Annotated in this window: 23 protein-coding genes; 17 read left to right on the forward strand and 6 right to left on the reverse strand. The window is 64.7% G+C overall.

The features are described from left to right. Nucleotides 1–6: 6 nt before the first annotated feature. Nucleotides 7–1,158 (reverse strand): NAD(P)/FAD-dependent oxidoreductase, encoded by a 1,152-nt coding sequence (locus QM590_RS04965; protein WP_269594047.1) that lies wholly within the window; start codon nucleotides 1,156–1,158, stop codon nucleotides 7–9. A gap of 81 nt (nucleotides 1,159–1,239) precedes the next feature. On the opposite strand from QM590_RS04965, the gene QM590_RS04970 reads away from it, so the two are divergent. After that, the gene (locus QM590_RS04970) at nucleotides 1,240–1,803 is read left to right on the forward strand and encodes a dihydrofolate reductase family protein (RefSeq protein WP_269594048.1); all 564 of its coding nucleotides are present in this window, start codon (nucleotides 1,240–1,242) and stop codon (nucleotides 1,801–1,803) included. Nucleotides 1,804–1,819: 16 nt separating this feature from the next. Here QM590_RS04970 and QM590_RS04975 read toward each other — a convergent pair whose 3' ends face one another. Beyond that, a complete protein-coding gene (locus QM590_RS04975) occupies nucleotides 1,820–2,116 on the reverse strand; it encodes a DUF503 domain-containing protein (RefSeq protein WP_269594049.1) in 297 nt (98 codons plus the stop codon). Between the two features lie 103 nt (nucleotides 2,117–2,219). On the opposite strand from QM590_RS04975, the gene QM590_RS04980 reads away from it, so the two are divergent. The 4 genes from QM590_RS04980 to QM590_RS04995 are packed head-to-tail and all read left to right on the forward strand — an operon-like array spanning nucleotide 2,220 to nucleotide 7,084. Further along, nucleotides 2,220–2,894 (forward strand): GntR family transcriptional regulator, encoded by a 675-nt coding sequence (locus tag QM590_RS04980; protein WP_269594050.1) that lies wholly within the window; start codon nucleotides 2,220–2,222, stop codon nucleotides 2,892–2,894. A 57-nt stretch (nucleotides 2,895–2,951) separates the two neighbouring features. Beyond that, nucleotides 2,952–4,784: an allophanate hydrolase gene (gene atzF, locus QM590_RS04985; RefSeq protein ID WP_269594051.1), complete on the forward strand. Its 1,833-nt coding sequence runs from the start codon at nucleotides 2,952–2,954 to the stop codon at nucleotides 4,782–4,784. After that, nucleotides 4,781–5,494: a cysteine hydrolase family protein gene (locus QM590_RS04990; protein ID WP_269594052.1), complete on the forward strand. Its 714-nt coding sequence runs from the start codon at nucleotides 4,781–4,783 to the stop codon at nucleotides 5,492–5,494. The genes atzF and QM590_RS04990 overlap by 4 nt, the downstream gene beginning before the upstream one ends. Nucleotides 5,495–5,503: 9 nt before the next feature. Further along, complete coding sequence (locus tag QM590_RS04995; protein WP_269594053.1) at nucleotides 5,504–7,084, forward strand: regulator; 1,581 nt, start codon at nucleotides 5,504–5,506, stop codon at nucleotides 7,082–7,084. Nucleotides 7,085–7,126: 42 nt separating this feature from the next. Here the strand turns inward: QM590_RS04995 and car are convergent, their stop codons facing one another. Then, the gene (gene car, locus QM590_RS05000; protein ID WP_269594054.1) at nucleotides 7,127–10,654 is read right to left on the reverse strand and encodes a carboxylic acid reductase; all 3,528 of its coding nucleotides are present in this window, start codon (nucleotides 10,652–10,654) and stop codon (nucleotides 7,127–7,129) included. Between the two features lie 316 nt (nucleotides 10,655–10,970). Between car and QM590_RS05005 the strand changes: the two genes are divergently transcribed. Both QM590_RS05005 and QM590_RS05010 read left to right on the forward strand, forming a co-directional pair. Then, the gene (locus tag QM590_RS05005) at nucleotides 10,971–12,767 is read left to right on the forward strand and encodes an acyl-CoA dehydrogenase (RefSeq protein ID WP_269594055.1); all 1,797 of its coding nucleotides are present in this window, start codon (nucleotides 10,971–10,973) and stop codon (nucleotides 12,765–12,767) included. Between the two features lie 26 nt (nucleotides 12,768–12,793). Next, nucleotides 12,794–13,555: an SDR family NAD(P)-dependent oxidoreductase gene (locus QM590_RS05010; RefSeq protein WP_068047438.1), complete on the forward strand. Its 762-nt coding sequence runs from the start codon at nucleotides 12,794–12,796 to the stop codon at nucleotides 13,553–13,555. A gap of 3 nt (nucleotides 13,556–13,558) precedes the next feature. Here the strand turns inward: QM590_RS05010 and QM590_RS05015 are convergent, their stop codons facing one another. The 3 genes from QM590_RS05015 to QM590_RS05025 form a co-directional block, all read right to left on the reverse strand. After that, nucleotides 13,559–14,821: a cupin domain-containing protein gene (locus tag QM590_RS05015; RefSeq protein ID WP_269594056.1), complete on the reverse strand. Its 1,263-nt coding sequence runs from the start codon at nucleotides 14,819–14,821 to the stop codon at nucleotides 13,559–13,561. Beyond that, nucleotides 14,818–15,075 (reverse strand): BatC protein, encoded by a 258-nt coding sequence (locus QM590_RS05020; protein WP_269594057.1) that lies wholly within the window; start codon nucleotides 15,073–15,075, stop codon nucleotides 14,818–14,820. The genes QM590_RS05015 and QM590_RS05020 overlap by 4 nt, the downstream gene beginning before the upstream one ends. A gap of 102 nt (nucleotides 15,076–15,177) precedes the next feature. After that, nucleotides 15,178–15,336, reverse strand: a complete 159-nt coding sequence (locus QM590_RS05025; RefSeq protein WP_176460520.1) for a hypothetical protein — start codon at nucleotides 15,334–15,336, stop codon at nucleotides 15,178–15,180. Nucleotides 15,337–15,380: 44 nt separating this feature from the next. On the opposite strand from QM590_RS05025, the gene idi reads away from it, so the two are divergent. The 10 genes from idi (at nucleotide 15,381) to QM590_RS05075 (ending at nucleotide 21,864) form a co-directional block, all read left to right on the forward strand. Continuing rightward, entirely contained in the window at nucleotides 15,381–15,989 is a 609-nt protein-coding gene (idi, locus tag QM590_RS05030; protein WP_269594058.1) for an isopentenyl-diphosphate Delta-isomerase, read from the forward strand. Nucleotides 15,990–16,016: 27 nt separating this feature from the next. Further along, a complete protein-coding gene (locus tag QM590_RS05035) occupies nucleotides 16,017–16,652 on the forward strand; it encodes an NUDIX hydrolase (protein WP_269594059.1) in 636 nt (211 codons plus the stop codon). Between the two features lie 61 nt (nucleotides 16,653–16,713). After that, nucleotides 16,714–17,316 carry a CDP-alcohol phosphatidyltransferase family protein gene (locus tag QM590_RS05040; protein ID WP_068047429.1) on the forward strand — a complete coding sequence of 201 codons (603 nt, stop codon included), beginning with the start codon at nucleotides 16,714–16,716 and terminating at the stop codon, nucleotides 17,314–17,316. A gap of 35 nt (nucleotides 17,317–17,351) precedes the next feature. Beyond that, nucleotides 17,352–18,221, forward strand: coding sequence for a DUF881 domain-containing protein (locus QM590_RS05045; RefSeq protein WP_149405721.1), 870 nt, complete (start codon nucleotides 17,352–17,354; stop codon nucleotides 18,219–18,221). Then, nucleotides 18,218–18,646 (forward strand): small basic family protein, encoded by a 429-nt coding sequence (locus tag QM590_RS05050; RefSeq protein ID WP_269594060.1) that lies wholly within the window; start codon nucleotides 18,218–18,220, stop codon nucleotides 18,644–18,646. The genes QM590_RS05045 and QM590_RS05050 overlap by 4 nt, the downstream gene beginning before the upstream one ends. Nucleotides 18,647–18,649: 3 nt before the next feature. Beyond that, entirely contained in the window at nucleotides 18,650–19,399 is a 750-nt protein-coding gene (locus QM590_RS05055; RefSeq protein ID WP_269594061.1) for a DUF881 domain-containing protein, read from the forward strand. A 41-nt stretch (nucleotides 19,400–19,440) separates the two neighbouring features. Then, nucleotides 19,441–19,845: a glycine cleavage system protein GcvH gene (gene gcvH, locus QM590_RS05060; RefSeq protein WP_068047421.1), complete on the forward strand. Its 405-nt coding sequence runs from the start codon at nucleotides 19,441–19,443 to the stop codon at nucleotides 19,843–19,845. Between the two features lie 213 nt (nucleotides 19,846–20,058). After that, nucleotides 20,059–20,556: an oxoglutarate dehydrogenase inhibitor Odhl gene (gene odhI / locus QM590_RS05065; protein WP_032377955.1), complete on the forward strand. Its 498-nt coding sequence runs from the start codon at nucleotides 20,059–20,061 to the stop codon at nucleotides 20,554–20,556. Further along, on the forward strand, nucleotides 20,553–21,290 hold the full coding sequence (gene ftsR, locus QM590_RS05070) for a transcriptional regulator FtsR (RefSeq protein WP_269594062.1): 738 nt from the start codon (nucleotides 20,553–20,555) through the stop codon (nucleotides 21,288–21,290). Before odhI ends, ftsR begins: the two co-directional genes overlap by 4 nt. A 100-nt stretch (nucleotides 21,291–21,390) precedes the next feature. Next, nucleotides 21,391–21,864, forward strand: coding sequence for a bifunctional nuclease family protein (locus tag QM590_RS05075; protein WP_149405724.1), 474 nt, complete (start codon nucleotides 21,391–21,393; stop codon nucleotides 21,862–21,864). Nucleotides 21,865–22,051 lie beyond the last annotated feature (187 nt).

Below are 22,051 nucleotides of genomic sequence, written 5' to 3' on the forward strand. Positions count from 1 at the left end.
CATGCGTCAGCTGCTCAGATACTGCGGCACTGCAATTCCGTCGAGTCCGAGTGCCACCGCGGCACGAGCGGCGACCGGTCCGACCAGATTGCCTGTCCCGTTGTAGCCGCCGAATGCGATCACGGTGTCGTCCACGACTGTGCACAGCGGGCGCCCGTCCGTGGTGAATCCTACCGATGCAGCCCATCGCGCACGAACCGAGACCGGTTCTCCTGCAAACGATGTCGCGACGGATTCGATGTAATCCTGCACCTGGGCGGTCGGTTCGTCGGACGGTGTCCACTCGTCGTCTACGAAGAGGTCACGACCGCCCCCGACATACAGCCGTCCCGACGCGTCCTGCTGCGCGTAGTCGTATCCCCATCGTCCGTATACGGGGCAGGGTAGTCGTCTCGGCGTGACGGGCGAGGTGGCGAGCATCTGCAGACGCGCGGTCCGAACCCGGCCGTCGAGCTGGGGGAGTACCTGTTCGAGCCGACCGTCGACGGCAACGAGAACCAGGCCGCACCGAATCACCCCACTCGGCGTCGTGACTGCTCCTGGCCCGATGGCGGTTGCGGGCGTGTGCTCGTACAACCGGGCGCGGCCCGCGAGGATCGACGCCAACCCCAGCGCGCGACGCGCAGGATTCATCACCGCGTCGTCCGGTAGGAAGATCCCGCGCCCCAACTCGCCGGAATACTGCTCGACGGCAACGTCGTTCTCGCGCAGGCACTGTGCCAGCGCATCGCAATCCTCCGAATCGGCGAGCTCGACCGGCGCGCCGGGCACTCCCGCGAGCCTGATGGATCCGGTACGGCGGACGACGTCGGATCCGAGAATCTCTTCCAGAGAGTCGATCTCGGCCAGAGTCGCTCGATACAGATCCACCGCACACGGCCCCCAGGTTGCGAGCGCAGTGTGAAGAAAAGTCGCCGGACCACCGAGCAGGAATCCGCCGTTGCGGCCCGCGGCACCGGCAGCGATCCGTCCTGCGTCGATACCGACCACATCGAGACCACGGTCTACGAGGTCGGCTACCGCGGCCAGACCCGAGCCTCCCAGGCCGACGACGCAGACGTCCGCGGTGCCGTCACGCTCCAGTGCGGGCAGGCCCGGCCAGCCGGACACGACCGGGTCGTCGTCCCATGCCGGGCGGGACGTCGCGCTGACATTCATCGGTCGATCGTATCGACGGATTCGGCGGCCGGATGGTTTACGATTCCGGCACCCGCATCCCAGCACCGGTAAGGACCGTCCATGCGCACTGTGATCGTGACCGCGTTCGTTTCGCTCGACGGCGTCATGGAAGGACCCGGCGGCGAGGTGGGTTATCGCAACTCGGGGTGGACGTTTCAGGGCATCGAATTCGACCCGGCAGCGTACGAGATCAAGGGGCGCGAGCAGGAAGAGGCCACGGCGCTGCTGTTGGGCCGCACCTCGTACGAGGCATTTGCGCCGATCTGGCCCACCATGGACGATTTCGCCGGGTACAACGCGATGCCGAGGTACGTGGTGTCGACAACGCTCGAAAAGGACGACTCACGGTGGCCGGCAACCATTCTGCGTGGAATCGACGACGTCGCAGAGCTCAGGGACTCCGATGGTGGGCCGATCTCGATCCACGGCAGCGCCACTCTGGGGCGAAGTCTCGCCGACGCCGGACTCGTCGATCGGTACCACCTGCTCGTCTTTCCACTCCTGCTCGGGGCGGGAAAGCGACTGTTCAGTGAGGCCGACAAGGACACCACGCATCTCGAACTGGTCGAACACGAGGTCTACGGCAACGGAATTCAGAAGCAGGTGTTCGACGTACGTCGATGACCAGGCGGGGCAGGCCTCAGACGTCGTCGCTTCGGATGGTGCGCCGCCGCACGGAGACGAGTTGCAGCTCGGGACGTGAGGCCGCCACGCGCTCGATTCGGTCGAGAACATCGGTGACATGGTCGCGATCGCCTGCTACGACGGACGCGCCGACACCTGCTCGTCGGTGCAACTCGCGATGATCGGTCTCCGCGGCCGACACCGCGAACTTACGTTGCATTTCGGAGATCACCGGCCGGATCACTGAGCGCTTCTCTTTGAGTGAGTGAACATCTCCGAGAAGGAAGTCGAATTCTATCCATCCAATCCACATATGCCGACCATCCTAACGCTGGGGGATACCCGAGCACTCGGGATTCGACTCGGCGATGCTTCGGATGCGCACCATTCGCCGAACATGTTCGTACACTGGCGGCATGGCTGCACCGGCGGAACACGGCTCGTTGCCGCCCAGCCTTGTCGAAATGGCGACCCGTCAGGTCCGATCCGAGGTGCTCAGCGGTGCGCTCGAGCCCGGATCCCGAGTGGTCGAGGAAACCCTGTGCGCGCGCCTCGGGATCAGCCGAGCACCGGTACGTGAGGCGTTGCGCCTGTTGGCTCAGCAGGGTCTGGTCGAACATCTTCCACGTCGCGGGTTCCGAGTGACGGTGTGGTCGGCAGTGGACATTCTCGAACTCTTCGAGCTGCGTCAGGTTCTCGAACGGCATGCGCTCGAGCGAGCGCTCCCGCTCGCGTCGTCTCGCGACGGTGCGTTCGCGCCGGTACGAACGGCGCTCGACGAGATGCGTGACGCCGATGCGCGGGGCGACACCCTCGGCAAGGACGACGCCCACCGGCGTTTCCACGAAGCCATCGTGGCGTTGGCAGGCAGTCGCCAACTCGATGTGGCGTATGCACCGATCCTGCTGAAGTTGCAGCTACCGATGGCCCGCAATCTCAGGGAAGAAGCCCGAGTGGCCAATCCGGTCGACGGGATCCGGCGTCACGAGTGGTTGCTCGACGCCATCGAATCGAATGATCTGTCGGTGGCGCTCGCTGCGTTGAAGCAGCACGGCGAGCTGACCTACCTGCATCTCGAGAGTACTTCCTAACAGACTCGAAACACGGCAACAACCTGCAGTAACAGAAAACTGTCGACAATCGACGGTATGAATTCAGACCTTGGACCGGTACTCGGCCCGACCGTTGCCGAGATGCTCGCGGCGTACCGAACCGGTGCGTCGACTCCCACGGCAACGGTGGAGGCCTTCTCGACCGCCGTGGCTGCGCGCGGCGACGACGGAACGTGGATCACCGTCGTGGCCCGCGCCGAACTGCTCGCGGCCGCCGCGGCTCTGGAAGCGCGACCCGATGCGGTGTCGCTACCCCTGTACGGAATTCCCTTCGGCGTCAAGGACAGCATCGACGTGGCCGGATACCCGACCACTCTCGCCTGTCCCGACTACGCGTACACGCCGGATTCGACGGCCCCTGCAGTGCAGGCGTTGGTCGACGCCGGAGCCATCTTCGTCGGCAAGACCAGCCTCGACCAGTTCGCGACCGGGCTGAACGGAACGCGCACGCCGCACCCGATTCCGCGGAGCGTTTACGGCAACGACATGATCTCGGGCGGGTCCAGCTCCGGTTCGGCACTGGCCGTCGCCCTCGGACAGGTGCCGTTCTGCGTGGCCACCGACACCGCAGGATCGGGGCGAGTGCCCGCAGCGCTCAACGGCATCGTCGGGTACAAGCCGTCACGCGGCTTGATCAGCACCGTCGGACTCGTCCCCGCGTGCAAGTCGCTGGACTGCATCACCCTGATGGCGACCACGGTCGAGGATCTCGATCTCGTCTTCGACATCATGTGCGCCGAGGATCCAGCGGACGGCTGGTCGCGTCGCCGCGGAGAGAAGTTCGACGGGCGCGAGGTCACTGTGGGTCTACCGGACCTGCAGCAGTTGGATTTTTTCGGCGACGCAGCCATGTTCGATGCACATTCGGTCGCGCGCCGGTCGCTTCCCGAGCATGGATTACGGACCACCGCAGTCGATCTCACTCCGTTTCTCGATGCCGGATCGCTGCTGTATCAGGGACCGTGGGTCGCCGAGCGGCTGGTCGAGTTCGACGAATTCCTCACCGACAAGCCCGATTCCATCGTTCCGGTCGTCCGCGAGATATTCCTGGGTGGACGGCGGTACAACGCCGTCGATGCCTTCCGTGCCCTGCAGACGCTACAAGACCTTCGCGCTCGCGTCGCGCAGCTCTGGACCTCGATGGACGTGATGATCGTGCCGACCATCGGTACCACCTTCACCGTGCCCGAGGTACTCGCGGACCCCATCGCGTGCAACACGAAGCTCGGCCACTACACCCACTTCGGGAACCTTCTCGACCTGACCGCCGTAGCGGTTCCCGCCGGGCTCACCGAGGACGGTCGACCGGTCAGCCTCATGGTGATCGGGCCTGCGCTGGCCGACGATACGATTCTCGCGGTCGCGGCCCGGTTGCTCGGAGAGGGGCGCGCCGTCTCACCGCCTCTCGCCGTCGAAGGGTCGGCGGTCGAGACCATCGACATCGTCGTTGCCGGGCACCATCTGTCAGGAGAGCGCGCCAACCCGCAGCTCGTCGAGCTGGGCGGGTCCCTGGTCGAGGCCACGTGCACCGCGCCGACGTACACACTGCTTCGGATCGGAACCGCCGATCCGACTCCCGGCCTGCTGCGAGTTCCATTCGGCGGCAGCGCAATCGACGTGGAGAGGTGGCGACTGCCCGCTACTTCTCTTGCGGTACTCGCGGGCAGAATGCCAACGGTGCTCGCTCTGGGACGAGTGCTGCTGGCCGACGGTTCCGACGTTCTCGGCTACGTCTGCGATGCCACTGTGCAGACCGGCGCGGAGGGACACACCGTCGACGACATCAGCGAGTTCGGTGGCTGGCGGGCATATTCCCGGGCGATCAATTCTGCTCACGATACTTCCATTGCAGCACAGGAGATCTCATGACCTCAGCACATACACCGGTAGCGTCGATACCGTCGGCGTCGCCATCGGAGTTCACCCTCGACGCGTCGACGACGGCACTGCTCGTCATCGACATGCAGAGGGACTTTCTGCTTCCAGGGGGATTCGGTGAGAGCCTCGGCAACGATGTAGCCCAGCTCCGAACCGTGATCGAGCCACTCGCGGGTCTCATCGCGGTGGCCAGGGACGCCGGGATACCGGTGATCCACACCAGGGAGGGGCATCTGCCGGACCTGTCGGACTGCCCGCCGGCGAAGCTGCGCCGCGGCGCGCCCTCTCAGCGCATCGGTGATCGGGGAGCGTTCGGCCGCATACTCGTTCGCGGTGAGTACGGCCACGACATCGTCGACGAATTGGCACCGCTCGAAGGCGAGACCGTCATCGACAAGCCCGGCAAAGGGGCGTTCTACGCCACCGAGCTCTCCGAGGTTCTCACGAGCGCCGGAATCACCACCCTGCTCGTCACCGGTGTGACGACGGAGGTGTGTGTGCACACCACGGTGCGGGAGGCCAACGATCGAGGATACGAATGCCTCGTGGTGACGGACTGTGTCGGTTCGTATTTCCCGGAGTTCCAGCGAGTGGGCCTCGAGATGATCTCGGCTCAAGGCGGGATTTTCGGGTGGACCGCGCCGTCGGAGGACGTCGCCGCCGCGTTGCTTGCGTTCGTTCCCACTTCTGCGAGCCGATAGGACCAGAACATGACCATGGACGTCAAAGACTCACCCGCTGCAGGCTCGTCGCCCTCGTTCACCCTCTCGTGGTGGACGAAGGGCGACACCAACGCATTCTTCGGACTCGGCTTCAACATCCTCGTCAACGTTCTCACACTGACCACCTTGAGCATCGCGGTGGTCGGGATTCCGGGAAGCGACGTCCTCGGGACGCTGCTGCCTGCTCTCGGAATCGCACTGATCCTGGGAAACTTGTACTACATGGTTCTCGCTCGTCGACTTGCCAAGCGCGAGAATCGAACCGATGTGACGGCGCTACCCTACGGTCCGAGCGTGCCGCACATGTTCATCGTCGTGTTCGTGGTCATGCTCCCGGTCTACCTGGCGACGGGCGACGCGGTTCAGGCGTGGGCGGCGGGACTCGCCTGGGCCTTCATGATCGGCATCATCGTCATGATCGGAGCGTTCGTCGGGCCCTACATTCGCAGGATCACCCCGCGCGCGGCGATGCTCGGTACGTTGGCCGGCATCTCCATCACGTTCATCGCGATGCGCCCGGCCGCGCAGATGTGGGAGGCCGCGTGGATCGGGTTGCCCGTTCTCGCAATCATTCTCATCGGCTTCTTCACAGACGTGAAGTTGCCCGGCAACATTCCGGTGGGTCTCGCGGCGCTTCTGGTGGGCACGGCGATCGGCTGGATCGGCGGATACATGTCCGTGCCGGACGTGACCGAGGCGGCGAGCAATATCGCGCTCGGCCTTCCGGATCTGCGCCTCGATCTCCTGCTCGACGGTCTCGGTAACCTGGCACCGCTGCTCGCCACCGCAATTCCGTTGGGGGTCTACAACTTCACCGAGGCGATGAGCAACGTCGAAAGCGCGTCCGCTGCCGGAGACAACTACAACCTGCGCAGTGTGCTGCTTGCGGACGGCTTCGGTGCGGTCGTCGGCTCGGCGTTCGGATCGCCGTTCCCGCCCGCGGTCTACATCGGCCATCCCGGCTGGAAGGACGCAGGTGGCCGGACCGGATACTCGGTCGCATCGGGCGTCGCGATCGGGTTGATGTGTTTTCTCGGGTTGTTCGGATTGCTGGCGACGTTGCTGCCGATCCCCGCGATCGTTCCGATTCTGCTGTACATAGGACTGCTGATCGGTGCCCAGGCATTCCAATCGGTGCCGAAGCTGCACGCCATCGCGGTGGTGGTGGCACTGCTACCCAACCTTGCGGAGTGGGCGGTGGGTCTGATCGACAACGCACTCAGTGCGGCAGGCACATCGGCTACCGAAGTGGGCAGCGAGGCACTGGGTCAGGCGGGTGTCGTCTACGACGGGCTGAAGACGTTCGGGTCGGGAGCGGTACTCGCCGGACTGATGTTGGGCACCATCGTCACGTTCGTTCTCGACAAACGGTTTCTCGCCGCCGCAGCAGCCGGTGGGGTGGCCGCAGCACTGTCGTGGGTCGGTCTGATCCATTCACACGAGGTGGGGTGGGCAGCCAACCCCCAAGTGGCCCTGGGTTATCTGTTCTTCGGGCTCGTGTGTCTGGCGTACTCGCGGCTGACTCCCGCCGCGAAGCAGACGAGCGAACCACAACCGGTCGGGGAGTAGGGCTTCCCGATGCGGGCCGTACGGCCCGCATCGGGAACTGCTCTAGCGCGTGCTCACGAGCTCGAGCGCCACGAGATCGGAGAGATACTTCTCGATCAACTCGCGCCCGAGGTGCGGAATGTCCCCGACGGCCGAGGCGAACTCGTCGGCGGGCAGCATCGCCCCGGACGACGGGTGTTGCGGGTGTGCGTACGAGTCGATCAGGGGGAGCAGCGAGTGCGAACGCTGCTTCTCCGGCAACGCCTCGACTGCGGCACCGAACCGTTCGAACCACTCGTCGTAGTTCTCGACGATCTCGATGTCGCGACCTGCGTCACGGATCCAATCGACGAACGTGTCCAGCGAGATGTTGTCGTCGTGTGGGTTGAGGATGTCGAACGTTCGGTAGCCAGAGGTATCCCCGCCCGCGATCGACGTGATGGCCGAAGCACTGAAATCGGCAGGCAGACCGTCGTAGTGGGCCAGCGGTCGCCCCTTGTCGTCGGTCGGTGCCCCGGCGTCGGTGGCGTAGAACGTGTGCGGAGCCAGGCCGGTTGCGACGACCGAGAGGATCAGGCGCGTGAACACGTCCGGAACGTTGAGCTGACCGGTCCATCTGCTGTGCGCCAGGATCATGTCCGAGCGAAAGACCGACACCGGTAGGTCGAACTCGTCGAACGCGTTGCGCAACAGCACTTCACCGGCCCACTTGGAGTTTCCGTAGCCGTTGGCGTAGGAATCGTCCACAGCTCGCGACGGGCTGTCCACACGGATGTCGCCGTTCTCCCGGAAATTCTCGACGCCCGCTGCGACGGCCACCGTCGACAGGTAGGTCACCGGCTTGACGTGGTCGGTGAGAGCCAGCCGAATCACCTCGGCGGTGCCGACGACGTTGGGGCCGAAGAGGTGCTCGTACGGCAGCGCGTGGTTGACCAGCGCTGCGGGATGGACGATGCGATCGACCCGTTGGGCCAGCGCCTCGAACACGTCCTGGTCCACGCCGAACCCAGGTGACCCGAGATCGCCTGCCACGACCTCGAGCGCAGCGTCGGCCAAGGTTCGATAGCGCTCCGACAGGTCTGCATCGCCGCTGTCGAAGGCCGCATCGAGTCGAGCTCGCGCATCGGAATCGGAGCGTCCGCGCACCAGGCAGATCACCTTTCCGCCGACCTCGGCCATGCGCTCCAACCATTCCAGGCAGAGGAAGCGACCGAGGTATCCGTTGGCCCCGGTCAACAAGACCGTGCTGGTCTGTTCCCGCGGGCCCGGAATGCGGTGCGCGGCGTCGAGGAGGGTGTCGTCCAGAAATGCCGACAGTTGCAGGTCGGACGCCTCGGCGACCGTTGCGCCGCGGCCGTGGATCGATTCGAAAGTGGCCGTGTCGGAATCGTTGTCGCGGGCAGACGTGATGTACTCGGCCAGCGCTGCCAGGTCCATGGCGGGCCCGGTGATCACACCGACCGGAACATCGACGTCGTAGATCTCACGGAGCAGCGTCGAGAACGTCAACGCCGACAACGAATCTCCGCCCAGGTCGCTGAAGTGGGCATCGGGGCGAACATCGGACCCGGCGCATCCGAGCAGGGCTTGGGCGGCATCGCCGACCGTGGTCAGGACAGGGGCATCGGCACCACTGCGCCTGAGCTCGCGCAGCCGGTCGTTCTGACCCGATTCGAGTTCTGCGTAGCGACGCTCGAGTTCGTCTCGGTAACGTTCGACGAGTTTGGGCCGCAGTTGTTTGCCCGCACCGGACAGCAGTCCGTTCTCCTGTGTGAACGGCTCGTGTTCGATGATGACCTCACGTGGAATCTCGTACGAGTTCAGCGCTTCCGTGCGTGCGATCCGTTGCAGAGATTCGATGACCGAACCCGCGGTGGTATCCGGGTGGGCCGGAACGACGACCGCCAACAGATACGCCCGTTGGCCGTTGCCGTAGAGAAATATCTGATCGACCAGCTCACTGGTACCGAACAGGGATTCGAGGCGCGCCAGTGCGACGAACTCGCCCTGAGCCAGTTTCAGAACGTTCTTGCGTCGATCGACGTAGGCGAGTCGGTCGGGCTCGATCTCGGCGACGACGTCACCGGTGCGATAGAAGCCCTCGGAGTCGAAGACCTCGGCCGTGACGTCCGGGCGCTTGTAGTAACCGGGAATGATGGACGCCGTCTTGAGCAGGAGCTCACCGCGTGGATGCGGTGTGTCGGTGGAGAAGTAACCGAGTTCGGGCACATCGTCGAGCTTGTATTCGATCACCGGTGGACGTTGCACGACGCCGTCGTGCAACACCATCCCGGCTTCGGTGGAGCCGTAGTTGTCGCGGACCTCGATATCGAGCAGCTCCGTGACGAAGTCCTTGACCTCGGGAGCGATCGGTGCGGTGCCGACCATTGCGGCCAGGACACGACCGCCGAACTGTTCGATCCTGGTGCGTTCCAGAACCTCTCGACGTGTCCTGTCGGCATCGCCACCGGTAGAGCGTTCGACCTCTCGGTCGATCTCGGCGAGGACGTTGTGTCGAATCATCTCGCACACCCGCGGGATCAACAGGGCCATCGTGGGCCGAGCGAGCGCGAAATCCTCGAACAGGGTGGACAGGTCGCTCGCCGCTGCGAAGTGGACGGTGCCGCCGGCCGCCAGCGTCGAGAAGACAAGACCACGCCCGGCCAGGTGACTCATCGGGAGATAGTCGACAGTGATGACAGGGAAAGCCGGCTGGTCCGTGGATTCGGAGGAAGCTCCGGTGTGGTGCCAGGCACCGGTCCAGGCTCCGCACACGATTCGTTCGGTGTGCATCGCTCCCTTGGGAGTTCCGGTGCTGCCGGAGGTGTAGATCAGCGTCGCGAGTCGTTCGGGATCCTCGTCGTCGGGGAGCGGGATCTCCGGCAGTTGCGCGCCGTCGCGAACCAGCTCGGTGAGTGGCCGAATGACGACTCCCACCGGTTCGGCGTCGACCAGCGCGGATTTCATGGTCCGTGCATGCGCGTCGATCGCACCGTCGTAGTCGAGAACGACGATTCGACGAATGGACCGACAGTGCGTGGCAACCTGCACCGCGACGGACAGGTTGTCGACATCGGCTGCCAGGACGACGGGTTCGGCCTCGTCGGCGATGGCCGAGAGCTGGCCTGCGGTGGCACCGGCCTGCAGCGGAACGGCAATCGCGCCGAGTCGGATCGTGGCCAGTTCCGCAACGACATAGTCGGCACTCGCGAATCCCAGGGTTGCGAAGAAGTCTCCCGAAGAGATGCCGATCGCGTCGTGGGTCAGCGCCGAGGCCAGTGCGCCGGCGTCGCGCCATGCCTGGCCGTAGGTGATGGTGTCGAACCGGGGGAGAAGGTGAAACGTGTCGACGTCGTCGATCTTCACGATCTCTCGAGCTCGGCGGCCGAGGGCCGGCCGATCGGAGTAACGCGTCATGATCTCGGCAACCACTCGGGCCAGGTTGGGCGACAACTCCTGGGCGGCATCGGCCACTGCGCTGTCCGGTTCTGCGGCTCGAAACTCCCGGTCGGTCTCGTGCAGTTCCTGAAATCGACTGCGTTGCCTGCTCTGTCGATCCTGTCGGCTGTCGACGTCCAGTGTGTGCGTCATGCTCGACTCCCTCCGACGAAGCGCGCCGATCGTTCGGGCACCTCGCGATCGTCCGCACAATATCGTTATCAAAGGTAAGTATATGCCGTCGGGGATCTCGCCAATCGTGACGCTCCTCATAGTCCGATAAGTCGTAAAAGTCTGGCTGACTGCACTTTTGGGGCCCGGATCGCGGATGCTGATCTGGGGTGGCAGCTCCCGTGGGTACTCGGTGAAAGCGGGAGATCGAGACTTGTATGGTGAAACCACAGTCATGTGCGTCACAGTGCTCGTCACCGTCGCGCGCACGTGTCACCCCTCGCGATCGGAGAAGTGAATGTCGGACGTCCTCTCGCGACGCGACCTGGATTTTCTGCTGTACGAATGGCTGGACGTGGCGGCACTGACAGCTCGACCGCGCTTCGCGGAGCACTCGAAGGAGACCTTCGACGCGGTCCTCGACCTCAGTGCGGACATCGCCCGCAAGCACTTCGCGCCGCACAACAAGAAGGCGGACGCGCAGGAGCCGACGATGAATGCGGACGGTTCGGTCGAGCTGATACCCGAAGTCAAGGAAGCGCTCGATGTCTATGCGTCCGCGGGTCTGATCGCCGGGCAGTTCGACGAGTCGATAGGCGGGATGCAACTGCCTGCGACCGTCTCTCGGGCAGCGATGGCGTTCTTCCAGGCCGCCAACGCCGGGACGTCCTCGTACCCGTTCCTCACCATGGCCAACGCCAACCTGATCGCGACGTACGGCACGCCGGATCAAGTCCGTGATTACGTCCGGCCGATGCTGGACGGGCGCTGGTTCGGAACCATGTGTCTGTCGGAACCGCAGGCCGGATCGTCACTGGCGGACATCACGACGAAGGCAGTGCCGCAGGACGACGGTAGCTTCCGCATCACCGGTACCAAGATGTGGATTTCGGGTGGAGATCACGAACTCACCGAGAACATCGTCCATCTGGTGCTCGCCAAGACCCCGGGAGGACCGCCAGGAGTCAAGGGAATCTCCCTGTTCATCGTTCCCAAATTCCTCCCGAACGGCGACGGCGGTTCGGGCGAGCGCAACGACATCGTGTTGACCGGCCTCAATCACAAGATGGGCAACCGCGGTACCACCAATACCCTGCTGGCGTTCGGCGACGGAACCCACTCTCCCGGTGGGCAATCCGGAGCTGTCGGCTACCTCGTCGCCGAGGAGAACCGTGGTTTGTCGTACATGTTCCACATGATGAACGAGGCCCGTATCGGCGTCGGATTCCTGGCCATCGCGCTCGGGTACGTCGGTTACCTGAAGTCGGTCGAGTACGCGAAGACGCGTACTCAGGGACGACCGCTCGGTGCGAAAGATCCGGCAGCACCCCCTGTCGCGCTCATCGAACACGCCGACGTTCGTCGAATGTTGTTGGCGCAGAAGTCGTACGTCGAAGGCGCGCTGGCCCTGGGACTCTATTGTTCGCGTCTGGTCGACCATCAGGATTCGGCATCCGACGATGCCGAAGCAGCACGATCGACACTGTTGCTCGACGTACTGACGCCCATCGCCAAGAGTTGGCCGTCTCAGTGGTGCCTCGAAGCCAACAGCCTGGCCATTCAGGTGCACGGCGGCTACGGATACACCCGCGACTACGACGTCGAGCAGCACTACCGCGACAATCGCCTCAACCCGATTCACGAAGGCACACACGGCATTCAGGGATTGGATCTGCTCGGGCGCAAGGTGATCATGCAGGGCGGCGCGGGATTGGCTCTGCTGGCCGAACACGTCGCCGAGACAGTGGAGCGGGCCCACGCAGCAGGCGGTGACGCTGCTAGGTACGCCGCCGAACTGCACGCGCGCTTCGACAGGATCGTCGAGGTCACTGCGGCAGTGTGGGGTACCGGCGACGCCGCCGTGGCGTTGGCGAACTCCACGGCCTACCTCGAAGCGATGGGGCACACCGTCATCGCCTGGATGTGGCTCGAGCAGTTGCTGGCGGTCGGCACGAAGTCCGGAGATTTCTACGACGGAAAGCGTTCTGCAGCAAAATACTTCTACGTCTACGAATTGCCGAAGGTGGACGTGCAGCTCGATCTGTTGGCGAGACTGGACCGCACCACCCTCGATATGTCACCCGCTTGGTTCTGAGTCGAAAACAAGGAGATTCATCGAACATGTCGATCTTGGACAAATTTCGCCTGGACGGACGCGTCGTCATCGTCACAGGTGCCTCCTCCGGACTGGGCGTGGCATTCGCCAAGGCAGCCGCCGAGGCAGGAGCGGACGTGGTGCTCGCCGCACGACGAGTGGACAAGTTGGCGCAGACCGCAGAGTTGATCGACAGCGTCGGAGGGCGTTCGATCACGGTCGCCACCGACGTGGTGGACCCGGACCAGTGCACCGCGATGGTCGAGGCCGCGGTGAAGGAGTTCGGAAAGGTCGACATTCTCATCAACAATGCCGGGGTAGGCACGGCCTACCCCGCAACCCGTGAGACACCCGAGCAGTTCCGCTCGGTGATCGACATCAACTTGAACGGGTCGTACTGGGCAGCGCAGGCCTGCGGACGGGTGATGGCACCCGGCAGTTCGATTGTGAACATCTCCAGCATTCTGGGGCTGACCACCGCAGGCCTTCCGCAGGCGGCCTACAGCGCGAGCAAGGCAGCGATCATCGGCCTCACCCGCGATCTGGCGCAGCAGTGGGGCGCGCGAAAAGGCATCAGAGTCAACGCTATTGCGCCAGGTTTCTTCCAGAGCGAGATGACGGACTCGTACCAGCCGGGATACCTCGACTCGATGGCTCCGCGAATGATCCTCGGACGCAAGGGCGATGCCGAAGAACTGGCCGCAACCGCGATCTGGCTCGCCTCGGACGCCGGAGGATACGTGACGGGTCAGACCATCGCGGTCGACGGTGGAATCACGATCACCTGACGGCTATCGTTCGGCCGGCACGGCGATGCCCTCGCGGATCAGTCTGCGCGCAACCACCAACGCGTCGTCGGTGTCGAGTCCGGGCAGGGCATCGAGGCGGCACGGTGCTCCCTGGTTCAGCAGGTCGAGAGCGTCTGCGCACTGGGGCGGCATCGTCACGGTCTTGGTGCGCACGACCACCGACACTGCATCGGCCGATCGCACGACACGCGCGAACACGCCGGGCCGTAGCCGGATCGAATCCTCGCCCCGCAACGCTCCCATCGCAGCGACGCTTGCCAGTGGGCGCACCGGTTCCGGTCGGACGAGCTCGTCGTGACGATCAGCGACGCGTTCGGCCAGTCGACGTATCGCGTCGGGGTCTCGGTCGATCTCGTCGAGCGCGGCGCGCATGGCGTCCACGACTCGGTGTACATGCGGAGCGATGGATTCCGGGTCGGAGTGGTCGAGGCCGGCGGGAAGGGGAGCGCGCAGACTCTCGACGTCGCCCAGCGACTTCAGCACGTGGTGGGCGACGTCGTAGTCGTTGTACGACGCCACGCCGATGGTCAGGTGCACGGTTGTGTCACCGAGCGCTTGCGCCGAGTGGATCCACCCGCGCGGCAGGTAGAGCACATCGCCGGGCTCGAGGACAACGTCCAGTTCGGGAGTGTTCGATGCGTGGTCCTCGACGGCCGACCGTCGGTCCGACCACGGTTGATTGTTGAGCGGATGCACGTGCACCGGGGAGTGAATGCTCCACCGCTTGGTGCCCGCGATCTGCACGACGAACACATCGTGTACGTCGTAATGCGGTGAAAAGCCTTGCGATGCAGCCGGTGTCACATACGAGTTCACCTGCACGGGGTGGCCCAGCTCGCGAACGAGATCACCGACGAAATGAATCAGCGGCGGCCACAGCCGATGCAGGCCCTGAAGTACCATCGTGTTTCCGGCCGCGAAGGCTGCCAGCACCGCTGCGGAGTCGACCTGGTCCGTTACCTCGGCACCGAACCCGCCGGACGACGTGAACTGCGACTTGTCCAGCAATCGACCGTCTTTGGCCATCCGCACGAAGGGAGTGCGTACTCCGCGTTCCGAGATCAGCTCGTCGACCGCGTCGAGTGTCATCAGATCGTCGAACGAGTCCGACAGCTCGGCGGATCGGGTCAGTTTGGGAGCTGTACCCCAGAACCGGTTTGCGAACGTTCCGAAGTCGGTACCGGTGAGACGACGGAGCGCGGACCGATGATCCGATCCGCGCTCGCCGCTCGACTCAGTGCTCAAGCGGTACCGTCCGCACCGCCGTCGTGTCCGTTGGGGTTCGATCCACCGTCGGCCGGGCCCTCGCCCGCTCCGGCGGGGCCGTCTGCTCCGCCGTCGTGACCGTCGGGGTTGGATCCGCCGTCGGCGGGTCCTTCACCGGCTGCGGCGGGGCCGTCTGCTCCGCCGTCATGGCCACCGGGGTTCGATCCGCCGTCGGCGGGTCCTTCGCCTGCGGCTCCGCCCGTGGTGGTGATGTCGTCGTCGTTGATGCTCATCGAGGTCCTTCCGGTCGTGGAGGTTCGTGTGCCCGCGCAGCGCGAGAACATCGGAGGTATTGACGCAAACTCTGTTTCTCAAACAGCGGTGGTGTGACGAATTCAGGCAGAGTCGTCGGCGATCTCGGGCGCGTTCTCCCGCGTCGCCATTCCGCCTCCGCCGCCGCCGTCCACGGGTCCTGGTCGGCCGCCCTTCGGCGTGTCCGATGCCTTCTCGGCGTCTGTCGGGTTCTCGTTGTCGGTGTTCTCGTCACGTCCCATGGTTCGACAGTAGACCGCCGCGCAGGCCGTGGGACGATGGAACGATGGATCGATCCCGAGCGCAGCACGTGGTGCTGCTGGACGACGAAGGCCGCGCCGTCGGCACGCACGACAAGACCACCGTCCACACGCTGGACACGCCACTGCACCTGGCATTTTCCAGCTACGTGGTGAGATCGGACGGCGCAGTTCTTCTCACACGCAGAGCGTCGAGCAAGACGACGTGGCCAGGGGTGCTGACCAACACGTGCTGTGGCCACCCGGCACCCGGTGAGAAACTCGACGACGCCGTACTGCGCCGAATCGGTGAAGAATTGGGCCTGCGTGCGGAATCCGCCGAGTTGGTACTGCCGCACTTCCGGTACCGGGCCGTCATGGACAACGGAATCGTGGAGAACGAGATCTGTCCGGTGTACCGCGTGAGAGTCGACGAGCACGCGACACTCGATCCCGATCCGGCCGAGGTGGAGGAGACTCGATGGGTGTCGTGGCGTGAGTTCTCCGCGGGGGTGCGGGGCGGCACCATCGACGTATCACCCTGGTGCAGAACGCAGGTGGAGCAGTTGACCGCTCTGGCCGACGAGCCACTCGGCTGGCCGGCATCGCCGGACGACATGCTTCCCCCCGCTGCCCGTCCTGCCGACACCCGCTGATCCTGCCCGGCCTCTAGGGTTCGTGCTGTGACCGTCGACAATTCCGACAGGCCGAACGAGGACCTGCTCGATCGTGCCTCCGTCGCGCGCGAACTCGCCCGCTTCTCCCACCGCACCGCCGAAACGGACGGACTCCGCGTCGCCGCCGTTGCCGTTGCGGTCGGTGGACCGCCGGGGGACAGGCGCATGCTTCTGACGAGGAGGCCGGATCGGTTGCGCGCACATCCGGGCCAATACGCGTTGCCCGGCGGAGGTGTGGACCCGGGCGAGTCCCGGATGCAGGCCTGTCTGCGGGAATTGGCCGAGGAGTTGGGGATTCGCGCCTACGAGACCGACGTGCTCGGTAGGTTGGACGACTACGTCACCCGATCCGGGTACGTCATCACTCCGTTCGTGGTGTGGGTCGGCGACTACTCGTCCACGTTGCTGCCCAGCGAGGACGAGGTGGCCGAAGTGTTCGAGGTGACAGTCGACGAACTCGACGTCGACGCCCAATTCGTGTCGATACCCGAATCGACGCGTCCGGTCATTCGGTGGCCGTACCGAACGGGTGCCATCCATGCTCCGACCGGCGCGATCGTCCATCAGTTCCGTGAAGTGGCACTGCATGGTCGACACACCCGAGTCGCGGACTTCGAGCAGCCGGTGTTCGCGTGGCGCTAACGTGGCCGCAAGCCCGAGCGGGCAGGCCGCGACGAGCAGCACGAGAAGGAGGTGATCGCCGATGACGAACGACCGTGAGCTCGAGGTATCGGACCGCATCGCGACCGTTCCCAACCTTCTCAGCGCAATCCGGCTGTTGGGTGTTCCGCTGTTTCTCTATCTCATGCTCGGCCCCGAGGCCGACGGGTGGGCGCTGGTGCTCCTGCTGGTCAGCGGTGGAACCGATTGGCTCGACGGCAAACTCGCTCGCATGCTCGGTCAGGCATCGAAGCTGGGTGCAGTTCTCGATCCGTTGGTCGATCGGCTCTACGTGGTCAGCACCCTGGTGGCGTTCGTGCTGCGCGGCATCATTCCGTGGTGGGTTGCCGCGATACTCATCGGTCGCGATGCCGTACTCGGATTGACGATGTTCGTCTATCGCCGCAGGTCCCTCCCGCCTCCGGACGTCATCTATCTCGGTAAGGCCGCGACCTTCGTGGTGATGATCGCGCTGCCGGTCCTCCTGGTCTCTGCCGGCAGCAATTCGGTGGCCGATGCCGCAGGACCGCTCGGATACGCGTTGCTGATCTGGGGCACCGCGTTGTACATCTGGACCGGTCTGCTGTACCTCGGCAAGGCGATCGCTGTCGCCAGGGCAGTCGATCCGACAGTGGCCGGCACCTGACGGTGGAGCCTGGGGAACGACCGGGACGGTCAGGAGTGGAGCCTGCGGAACGACCGGAGAAACAGGTCAAGAGGAATCCCGTCCCGTCGTTGCTGACGTCCTTGTTGACCGACCATCTGGACCCGGGATACGGGGCGGCGGCTGCCGAACGTACGGCGCAGCACACTCGCAAGCCGCGGGTACCTGCGGCGCTCTGGTTGTTGGGCGGTGCGGTCGTAGTCGGGGTGATTTTCGGTATCGCGTTCTCGCAGCTGGCTTCCGGCGGTGCCGATGTGGACCGTGCGGGCTCCGACGCGTCGGCTGCTGTGCGCGCCGCGCAGGATCGCAGCGCCGAATTGGAAGCGACACAACAGGCACTGGTCGAGCAGGTGTCCTCGGAGCGTGACAGAGCTCTGCAGTCCGATGTCTCGGGCAGTGCCCTGCTGGACCGGTTGAGTGCTGTCGAATCCGCCGCCGGCATCGATTCGGTGACCGGCCCCGGGCTCTCGGTCGTCGTCACCGAGCCGGTGGCCGAGGACGCCACGTCGGATCGGTCGATTCGTGGGGGTTCGGGCGCAGCCGTGCTGGATCGAGACATCGCTGCAATCGTCAATTCGTTGTGGGCGAGCGGTGCCGAGGCGGTGTCGGTCGACGGTATTCGCGTCGGACCCAACGTGACCATCCGGCAGGCAGGCGGGGCAATGCTGCTGGACAATCGCCCGATCGACTCGCCCTACGCCATCGACGCGATAGGGCCGCCCCAACGCATCCAGGTCCAGTTCGTGGTCAGCGACGCCTATCTGCGAATGAGCACGGTGGCGCAGTTGTACGGCGTCGGATTCACGGTACGCCCGGCAACCGATCTCGAACTCGGTCCCGCCGCTGTGAGAGAGTCGTTCGTGGCAGAGGAGGTAGGCCGACGATGACGGAGCACGATCCACCGAGTGCCCACCCGGCGGAGTCCGACGTGCACGAACCGTCCGATTCGCCGATCACCCCCACCCACGGGGTCTACGCTCTTGCCGCGATCGCCGCTCTGATCGTCGGAGTCGTCATCGGGACGGTTGCAGGGCCGCAGGTTCCCGCCGTGGTTGCGCCCTATCTGCCGATTGCCGTAGTCGCGGCGATCGACGCGGTGTTCGGCGGTGTACGGGCTTTCCTCGACGGAATCTTCAACGCCAAGGTGTTCGTGATCTCGTTCGTCTTCAACGTCCTCGTCGCGGCTCTGATCGTGTGGCTCGGCGATCAGCTCGGAGTGGGAACTCAGCTGTCCACGGCAATCGTCGTCGTCCTCGGAATCCGTATCTTCGGCAACGCCGCCGCCCTGCGCAGGCGTCTGTTCGGTGCCTAGATCATGACGGCAGGCGGCGGTCGGCACGGATGGCGCGCGCGACGTCCCGGTGCACAGGGACGAAGGCGCGGAGCGGCATTCGGTGTTCTCGCGCTCGCGCTGTTGTGCGTCCTGGGAATCGGCCTGGCCACGCAGGTACGAGAGACGAGCACCACCGACGGCCTGGAGAACTCTCGGCCCGAGGACCTGCTGGTCGTGCTGGACACCCTGACCCGACGCGAGGCGTCGATCCGGGACGAGATCAGCACCCTGCAGGCCACTCTGGCGACGCTGCGTCAGTCCGGATCGGGATCGGAGGCGGCGGTGGCGGAAGCGCAGGAACGATTGTCCGCGTTGTCGATTCAAGTCGGTACCGTCGCGGCACAGGGGCCGGGGGTGACATTGGTGATCGAGGACCCGAACTCGGGCGTGGGATCGGAGGTGCTGCTCGACGCCATGCAGGAGTTGCGTGCAGCAGGTGCCGAAGCGCTCCAGCTCGAGGGCGGCGGAAATGCCGTGCGCATCGGCGTCGATTCGTGGATCGCCGGTTCCGCGGGTCGGATCGTGGTCGACGGTAGAGAACTGCGTGCCCCGTACACCTTCACTGCCATCGGGGATTCGCCGACTCTCGCGTCGGCACTGAACATTCCCGGCGGGGTCGTCGACACGGTGACTCGCAACGGTGCGACGTCGAACATCGCGCAGTCGGACCAGGTCACGGTGTCCGCCTTGCGGGACCCGCGCCCGCGTCAATACGCTCAGCCCGGTAACTGACCGCCCGCTCGCCCCGGGCCACGATCGAAGGGAATGCCGCGTTGAGCGACATCGACACACCAGCTGATCTGTACTACACCCCCGAGCACGAGTGGGTGCAGCGGACGGGGCCTGCAACGGTGCGAATCGGTATCACCGATTTCGCGCAGGCGCAGTTGGGCGACGTGGTGTTCGTTCAGCTTCCCTCGATCGGCGACACCGTGACCGCGGGCGCGTCTCTCGGCGAGGTCGAATCCACCAAGAGCGTGTCCGACGTGTTCAGCCCTCTGACCGCGAAAGTGGTTGCCGTGAACGAGGATCTGGACGGCGAACCGGAGAAGGTGAACTCGGGACCCTACACCGGAGGCTGGCTGATCGACCTCGAGGTTTCGACACCGGAGGAGTTGGACGCGGCACTGGCGCAGATGCTCGACGCCGCCGGATATGCTCTCATCACGGCCGAGTGATCGGCCGGCTGTCGACACCAGCCAACAGGCCACACGGCCACCACTGCGCAGGGTACGGTCGACACCGAGCGAATACCCTGTCGGGGCGAAGGTCCAGCAAGCTGTACGAAGCTACGCAACACCGAACGCCAAGCAACACCTGATGTGAAGACCATGTACTGCGTTACCCGCGGCGTTCTCAGCCCCGGGTGAACGGACTGAGAAGGAGTAACGGTGAGCCAGAACGACAACGACAGCAACTACGGGGAGTCACCGGCAGAGACCACCTCGGTCTTCCGTGCAGATTTCCTGCAGGAGCTGGACAACTCCGCGGCCGCCCAGAGCACCGAAGCTCCGGTATCGGGTGTCGAGGGGTTGCCTGTCGGTGCCGCGCTGCTCGTCGTCAAGCGAGGACCCAACGCCGGATCACGGTTCCTGCTCGACCAGCCCACCACCTCGGCCGGTCGGCACCCCGACAGTGACATCTTCCTCGACGATGTCACCGTCAGCCGTCGGCATGCCGAGTTCCGGCAGGACGAGGACGACTTCCAGGTCGTCGACGTCGGCAGCCTCAACGGCACGTACGTCAACCGGGAGCCGGTCGACTCCGCTGTGCTGGCCAACGGCGACGAGGTCCAGATCGGCAAGTTCCGGCTGGTGTTCCTCACCGGACCGCGGGGCGGCAACGGATCTCAGGTCGGCGACGCGTCTGCGGGTGCAGGAAGCCAGTGACCGCCGTCGGGCAGCAGTCCAACGGGGGGATGTCGATTGGCTCCGTCCTCGATCGACTTCGGCCCGACTTTCCTGATGTCACCATCTCGAAGATCAGATTTCTCGAAGCCGAGGGGCTGATCTCGCCGGAACGCACACCGTCGGGGTACCGGCGGTTCTCCATCGCCGATTGCGAGCGTCTGCGCTTCGTGCTGACCGCGCAGCGCGATCAGTACCTGCCGCTCAAGGTGATCAAGGAACAACTCGAAGCCATCGACCACGGGGTCGCGACCGTCGAACGGGCCGATGCGTCGGTCAAGCGTCCGCGGTCGCTGACAGTTGCCGCGGGTGAGGTCTCTCCGGAGGAGTTCCTGCCCGATCGTGAGGTTCGCATCGCCAAGGCAGATCTACTCGCTCAGGCGGGGATCGACGATGCGTTTCTGACCGAGCTGTTGCGAGCCGGCCTGATCACCCCGGGGCAGGCCGGTTTCTACGACGACAGAGCGGTGACGCTCGCCCGGACGGCGCACGCGATGTTGCAGTTCGGTCTCGAGGTGCGCCACCTCCGCGCCTTCAAGCTCGCGGCGGACCGCGAGGCCGGTCTGGTAGCGCAGATTGCCGGACCTGTGGCCAAGGGCCGAGACGCCGGTGCACGCGATCGCGCAGAAGAAATGATTCGCGAATTGGCTGCACTGTCCTTGACCTTGCACACCTGCCTGGTCAAAGCCGCGGTGCGCGGTGCACTCGACCGGTGACGCTCGCTCGCGTCGTTTCGACTTCCAATAGACTCGGCAGCGACGAGCTGAGCAAGTTTTCAGTGCAGCCCGGAATTTCTCGAGGTGAGAGGCAGACACGATGAGTGAGATGCGTGTGGTCGGTATTCGTGTCGAACAGCCGCAGAACCAGCCCGTGTTGCTGCTGCGTGAGGCTGACGGCGACCGGTACCTCCCGATCTGGATCGGCCAAACCGAGGCTGCCGCAATTGCTTTGGAGCAGCAGGGTGTGCAGCCGGCCCGTCCGCTCACCCACGATCTCGTCAAGAATCTGATCTCGGCGCTCGGGCACCAGCTCAAGGAGGTGCGCATCGTCGACCTGCAGGAGGGCACCTTCTACGCCGATCTGGTGTTCGACAAGGACATCAGGGTCTCCGCTCGGCCGTCGGACTCCGTTGCCATCGCGCTTCGGGCCGGGGTGCCGATCTTCGCCGAGGAGCCCGTGCTCGCCGAAGCCGGATTGATCATGCCCGACGAGCGCGAGGACGAGGTCGAGAAGTTCAAGGAGTTCCTCGACTCGGTATCTCCGGACGACTTCAAAGCCACCGACGGGTAACAGAAGAGTCTCAACCTCAACTTTAGGTTCAGGTTTACGGCGCGTTGCGTTGAATCTGCACGAACGTCCCCATAACGTTCGTGCCAGTGAAGTTCACCGCCGTCGCTGGACCGATCCGGGTTCGGTTCACGCCTCTTCGATACCTGCCGAGGCGTACTCTGGCCTGGTACACGGTATGACTTCACGC

Origin of the sequence: Rhodococcus sp. IEGM 1372, assembly GCF_030056835.1 — a bacterium.
GTDB lineage: Bacteria > Actinomycetota > Actinomycetes > Mycobacteriales > Mycobacteriaceae > Rhodococcoides.

Coding starts and splice junctions, on each gene's coding strand:
- QM590_RS04965 (WP_269594047.1), bottom strand. CDS start 1,158: ATGAATGTCAGCGCGACGTCCCGCCCGGCATGGGACGACGACCCGGTC.
- QM590_RS04970 (WP_269594048.1), top strand. CDS start 1,240: ATGCGCACTGTGATCGTGACCGCGTTCGTTTCGCTCGACGGCGTCATG.
- QM590_RS04975 (WP_269594049.1), bottom strand. CDS start 2,116: ATGTGGATTGGATGGATAGAATTCGACTTCCTTCTCGGAGATGTTCAC.
- QM590_RS04980 (WP_269594050.1), top strand. CDS start 2,220: ATGGCTGCACCGGCGGAACACGGCTCGTTGCCGCCCAGCCTTGTCGAA.
- atzF (WP_269594051.1), top strand. CDS start 2,952: ATGAATTCAGACCTTGGACCGGTACTCGGCCCGACCGTTGCCGAGATG.
- QM590_RS04990 (WP_269594052.1), top strand. CDS start 4,781: ATGACCTCAGCACATACACCGGTAGCGTCGATACCGTCGGCGTCGCCA.
- QM590_RS04995 (WP_269594053.1), top strand. CDS start 5,504: ATGACCATGGACGTCAAAGACTCACCCGCTGCAGGCTCGTCGCCCTCG.
- car (WP_269594054.1), bottom strand. CDS start 10,654: ATGACGCACACACTGGACGTCGACAGCCGACAGGATCGACAGAGCAGG.
- QM590_RS05005 (WP_269594055.1), top strand. CDS start 10,971: ATGTCGGACGTCCTCTCGCGACGCGACCTGGATTTTCTGCTGTACGAA.
- QM590_RS05010 (WP_068047438.1), top strand. CDS start 12,794: ATGTCGATCTTGGACAAATTTCGCCTGGACGGACGCGTCGTCATCGTC.
- QM590_RS05020 (WP_269594057.1), bottom strand. CDS start 15,075: ATGAGCATCAACGACGACGACATCACCACCACGGGCGGAGCCGCAGGC.
- QM590_RS05025 (WP_176460520.1), bottom strand. CDS start 15,336: ATGGGACGTGACGAGAACACCGACAACGAGAACCCGACAGACGCCGAG.
- idi (WP_269594058.1), top strand. CDS start 15,381: ATGGATCGATCCCGAGCGCAGCACGTGGTGCTGCTGGACGACGAAGGC.
- QM590_RS05040 (WP_068047429.1), top strand. CDS start 16,714: ATGACGAACGACCGTGAGCTCGAGGTATCGGACCGCATCGCGACCGTT.
- QM590_RS05050 (WP_269594060.1), top strand. CDS start 18,218: ATGACGGAGCACGATCCACCGAGTGCCCACCCGGCGGAGTCCGACGTG.
- QM590_RS05055 (WP_269594061.1), top strand. CDS start 18,650: ATGACGGCAGGCGGCGGTCGGCACGGATGGCGCGCGCGACGTCCCGGT.
- QM590_RS05075 (WP_149405724.1), top strand. CDS start 21,391: ATGAGTGAGATGCGTGTGGTCGGTATTCGTGTCGAACAGCCGCAGAAC.